Origin of the sequence: Arthrobacter sp. Bi83, from assembly GCF_918698095.1 — a bacterium.
Taxonomy (GTDB): Bacteria; Actinomycetota; Actinomycetes; order Actinomycetales; family Micrococcaceae; genus Arthrobacter.
This window is the reverse complement of the sequence record NZ_CAKKLY010000101.1, coordinates 1-5,140: the sequence shown is the minus strand read 5'-3', so window position 1 is coordinate 5,140 and position 5,140 is coordinate 1. Positions and strand designations below refer to the sequence as shown.

General features: G+C 65.2%; 2 protein-coding genes and 1 rRNA gene. All 3 read left to right on the top strand.

Features of this window, described 5'->3' with window-relative positions; genetic code table 11:
- The first annotated feature begins 9 nt into the window (after positions 1-9).
- The 3 genes from rrf (at position 10) to LQ144_RS22665 (ending at position 4,664) form a co-directional block, all read left to right on the top strand.
- Positions 10-126, top strand: a 5S ribosomal RNA gene (gene rrf / locus LQ144_RS22675).
- A 229-nt stretch (positions 127-355) separates the two neighbouring features.
- Positions 356-1,456: a LacI family DNA-binding transcriptional regulator gene (locus tag LQ144_RS22670; protein ID WP_230121498.1), complete on the top strand. Its 1,101-nt coding sequence runs from the start codon at positions 356-358 to the stop codon at positions 1,454-1,456.
- Positions 1,457-1,655: 199 nt separating this feature from the next.
- Positions 1,656-4,664, top strand: a complete 3,009-nt coding sequence (locus LQ144_RS22665; RefSeq protein WP_230121497.1) for a glycoside hydrolase family 2 TIM barrel-domain containing protein — start codon at positions 1,656-1,658, stop codon at positions 4,662-4,664.
- Positions 4,665-5,140: the final 476 nt, after the last annotated feature.

The window sequence follows — 5,140 nt, the reverse complement described above, 5'->3', positions numbered from 1 at the left end:
TACAAGGGTTACGGCGGTCATAGCGTGGGGGAAACGCCCGGTCCCATTCCGAACCCGGAAGCTAAGACCCACAGCGCCGATGGTACTGCACCCGGGAGGGTGTGGGAGAGTAGGTCACCGCCGGACAACCATTAGGTCGAGGACCCCCAACCACGTTGGGGGTCCTCCCGCATTTAAACCCCGCCCCACACCCACGCTCTCGCAGTTCCTGCAGGAAACCAACCAACGCTCTCTCAGTTCCTGCACCCTCTCCGGCACGCTCTCGCAGTTCCTGCACGGAAACAAGGGACCCTCCCGCACGTCCAGCAGCTTCTCCGGCGACGCTTCTCCGGCGTCGGCTCTAGACTTACACTCCATGAGCCCTACATCCTCTGGACGCCCGGCAAAGCCGGCAACAATCCTCGACGTAGCGGCCGCCGCAGGTGTTTCACGCCAAACAGTCACGCGCGCCATGAACGGCATGCCGGGAATCAAAGAATCCACCCGGGAACGCGTGCAGGAGCTCGCACGTGAACTTGGATACACGCCAAGTCGTTTTGCGAGGGGCCTCGTCCAGGGATCGCGAACTTCGGTGGGACTTGCCATCCCCGATCTCACCAACCCTTATTTCCCGGCGTTCGCTTCGAGCGTGGTGGAGCTGGCCACCCAACGTGGATGGCACATCGTGGTTGACGACTATGGCCATGGCGGACGGACCGGGCTCGATGCCGTGGATCACCTGGCACCCCAAGTTGACGCCGTCATCGGATACCTGGGTGGGTACGCCGAGCAGGCTCAGGCCGTGATGGGCCGGCGCCCGCTGATTGTCCTGGACGAAACTCCCGGCGGTGCAGCAGGAAGCATCAACTTCGACTACGCCGAGGCAGCAAAGCTGGCCGTCGATCATCTGTGGAACACGAACCGGCGCAATATCGCCTATCTGGACGCGTGCAGCTCCAGCCTGATCGGGTCCGGCCAGGTACCCACTGGCCCATCCAAGTTCGGGGCTCCGGAGGTCGTAGCCCAGGTTCCGTCAACAGAAGCTGAGGCTGGGCCGTGCACCGTCCGCGGCCGGGCTGTCACTGGGCGCCTGTACGGTACCGGGGCTCCGTGGGCGCTGGTCACGGCGGCGGAAACGGCTGAGGCAGCGCGAGCGGCCGCCGCTGCGTTGCTGCGCGAGCGGCCCGAGACCGATGGGATACTGGTCTTCAACGATCTGATGGCTGCCGGCGTCCTGAAGGCAGTTCATGAAGCGGGACTCAGGGTTCCGGAAGACTGCGCGGTCATAGGCATGGACGGCATCCCGCTGGGGGAATTCCTGACGCCAGAGCTCAGCACCTTGGCGCTGGACCTGCGGGAGGTGGGCCGCGCCGCCGTCGAACTCCTGGAAGGGCTCCTGGCCGGCGCCGTTGCGCCCGGTTCAGACGCCGCCCGGCTGACTCTGGTGCATCAGCTGATCCTGCGCGAGTCGGCCTGAGCCGCTTGGGAGGTACCTCCGCTGGCCGCAGCCGCGGTGAGCGGCAAGGTTTGCCGACGCGAAGCGAGGAACACCCTGTTCAAGAAAGGCCTGCTCGCGTAAGATCCATGGAACGTGAACGTTCACGAACCAATCCGGGTGCCATGACTTCGTAACCGAGCGCCCCTGTACCGGAACAACTCCAACCCGAGGAAACGCCATGTCAGTTGAGCACACCACCGGACACGACGCCGTCGCCGTAGCGGAATCCGCCCTGGACCTGGCCGCTGAACAGCTTGCCGGGATCGAGTCCCTGGCCCCGCCGCAGGGTACGCTTCCTGCCCGCGCCTACCTTGAAAGCGCAGCGCCCCGGCTGTCCCTGAACGGCATGTGGAAGTTCAGGCTTCACCCCGGCATCCGTCAGGCACCGCAGGACGGCTGGCAGTCTGGCGGGGACCGCCCGGACTTCACCGATCTCCCGGTGCCGTCCAGCTGGCCCATGCACGGCCACGGGACACCCTGGTACACCAACGTTCAATTCCCCTTTGCCGTGGAACCGCCGCACGCACCGGAGGCCAACCCCGTCGGGGATCTGTTCGTGGAGTTTTCGGCGGGTCCGGAGTATTTCCCGTCGGCGCTGCTCCGCTTTGACGGCATCGAGTCTGCCGGAACCATCTGGCTGAACGGCACGCTGCTGGGCACCACCCGCGGCAGCCGGCTCGCGCACGAATTCGATATTGCGGGCGTGCTGGTACCGGGCAGGAATGTCTTGGCCGTCCAGGTTGCCCAGTTCTCGGCTGCCAGCTTCGTGGAGGACCAGGACATGTGGTGGCTGCCCGGCATCTTCAGGGACGTCACGCTGCAGGCCCGCCCGGAAGAGGGGATTGATGACGTCTTTGTCCACGCTGACTTCGACCACCGCAGCGGTGAAGGCATCCTGCGCATCGAGGCGAGCCGGGCGGGCGAGCCGGTTGACGCCGTCGTGCGCGTTCCGGAACTGGGCCTGGAATTGCCGGCCGGGGCCGAGCATCGGCTCCCGGGCATCGACCCGTGGTCGGCCGAGCTTCCACGGCTGTACGAGGCGAGCGTCAGCACGCCGGGGGAGACGGTCTCCGTGCAGCTCGGGTTCCGCACCATCAGCATCGAGGACGCCCAGTTCAAGGTCAACGGGCGCCGGATCCTGCTCCGCGGCGTCAACCGCCACGAACACCACCCCAAGTTGGGTCGGGTGGTGCCGAGGGAGGTCATGGAGAGCGAGCTGTGGCTCATGAAGCGGCACAACATCAACGCCATCCGGACGTCGCACTACCCGCCCCACCCGGATTTCCTGGCGCTGGCGGACCAGCTGGGCTTCTACGTTGTCCTCGAGTGCGATCTGGAAACCCACGGTTTTGAAGAAGGCGGCTGGAAGCAGAATCCCAGCGCCGATCCGCACTGGCAGCCCGCGCTTGTTGACCGGATGTCCAGGACGGTGGAGCGCGACAAGAACCATGCCTCGGTCATCATGTGGTCCCTGGGCAACGAGGCAGGTACAGGCGAGAACCTGGCCGCCATGTCCCGCTGGACCAAGCTTCGCGACCCCTCCAGGCCCATCCACTACGAGGGCGACTGGACCTCGGCCTACGTGGACGTCTACTCCAGGATGTACGCCAGCCAGGCGGAGACCGGGCTGATCGGCCAGGGTGTGGAACCTCCCCTGAATGATGCGGGCCTGGACGCCCGGCGGCGTGCCATGCCGTTCGTCCTGTGCGAATACGTCCACGCCATGGGCAACGGCCCGGGCGGCATGTCCGAATACCAAGAGCTTTTCGATCGCTACCCACGGCTGATGGGCGGCTTCGTGTGGGAGTGGCTCGAGCACGGCATACTCCGCACCGGGGAAGACGGGAAGGAATACTTCGTTTACGGCGGAGACTTCGGCGAGGAAGTCCACGACGGCAACTTCGTCACTGACGGCCTCGTGGACGCCAACCGCGTCCCCCGCCCGGGCCTGCTGGACTTCAAGAAAGTGATCGAGCCGCTATCCATCGACGTGGCGCGGGACTGGTCCGCGTTTGCGCTCACCAACCGCTTCGATTTCGCTGACACCTCGGGACTGGAGTTCCGGTACGTTGTGGAGGCCGACGGCGTAACGGTCGACGGCGGCCGGGTGGACGTTGCGCCCGTGGCGCCGCATGAGTCTGCCGATGTGCGGCTGCCGGCGGGGCTGCTGGAACGCGCCGCGCCGGCTCCTGCGGTGCTCACGGTACGGGCCGTACTCCGGGAGGACGCCGCATGGGCAAAATCAGGGCACGAGGTTGCCTGGGGCCAGGCGTCCGCCAAGATGCCGGCCGCCCCGAAGCCAACGGCCATTGCCAGGGTCGAGGTCGAAGAGGAGCTGCTGCGCCTAGGGCCAGCCGTCTTCGACCGTGCCACAGGTTCGCTTACGCGGCTGGGTGAAACCCCCGTCGAAGGACTAAGGCTCATGCTGTGGCGTGCCCCCACGGACAACGACCTCGGAGCGGAATGGGGCAGCCCGGATCCCCGCCCCGCGGCCAAGCAGTGGCTGGACGCCGGCCTCAACCGGATGCACGCGCGGCTCCTCGGCATTTCCTCCCGGCCCTCGGCTGGCGGTGGCGAGGAACTCGTTGTGCGGACACGGGTTGCCCCTGCCGGCAAACAGTTCGGGGTTCTTGCCGAGTACACATGGTCCAGCGATGGAACCGGCGTCAGCCTGCGGACCACGGTCACGCCCGACGGGTCGTGGATCGACGCCGGCTGGCCAGTCCCGTGGGCGCGGATCGGGGTTGAACTGATCGTGGGGACATCGACCAGGACCGTGGAATGGTTCGGCCAGGGACCGCATCACAGCTACCCGGATACCGGTCAGGGCACCAAACTTGGCTGGTACAAATTGCCGTTGCGGGACATGGACGTGGATTACGTCCGCCCCCAGGAGTCGGGTGCCCGTTCCGGAGTGTACTCGGCAGCTTTGGACCTCGACGCCTGCCGGCTCGCCATTAGCGGCGCACCATTTGCACTTACCGTGCGCCCGTACAGCCAGGAAGTCCTGGCTGCCGCCACGCATCAGCCGGAGCTCCGCCCGGACGGCCGAACTTACGTCTACGTCGACCACATGCGCCATGGCGTCGGCACCGCGGCCTGCGGCCCGGGGGTTCTGGACGGCTATCGCTTGGAGCCGCGGGAAGTCGACTTCACGGTGGCGTTCCGTGTGACTCAATCCACATAAGGCAGCCGGACAGGCGGTGATGCCGTGAGGGGGCTTTGTGGGCCGGAAATCCCCGGAATCCCGCGGATTTCCGGCCCACCCTTTTCGCTAGCGGGTGCATTTGCGTGGGGTGCCCGGGCCGTGTAAAGTAATTCGAGTCGCCGCCGCTGATGCGGAAAGAAAGCGACCGACCCCCTTCTGAATGGCCTGGAAAACGGCGCTTTTATGGCGTGTGGAATCCGGGTGGGGATCCTTGTTTGAGCCGTGGACCGCGGAGACGCTGGTTTGCAATGTGGTTTGGATTCGGGTAAGTTTGGGAAGTTGCTCCGGAGCGATCTGCGACTGGTTGTTTGGTTGTGGTGGTGCCGGGTGTGTCTGTTGTTTGAGAACTCAATAGTGTGCCAAGTTTGTTGATACCGGTTTATTTTATATGAATTGGTTGAATTGACCAGGTTGCGCCGCCCCTGTGGTGTGGTCTGGTTTTTACAGCTGGTTTC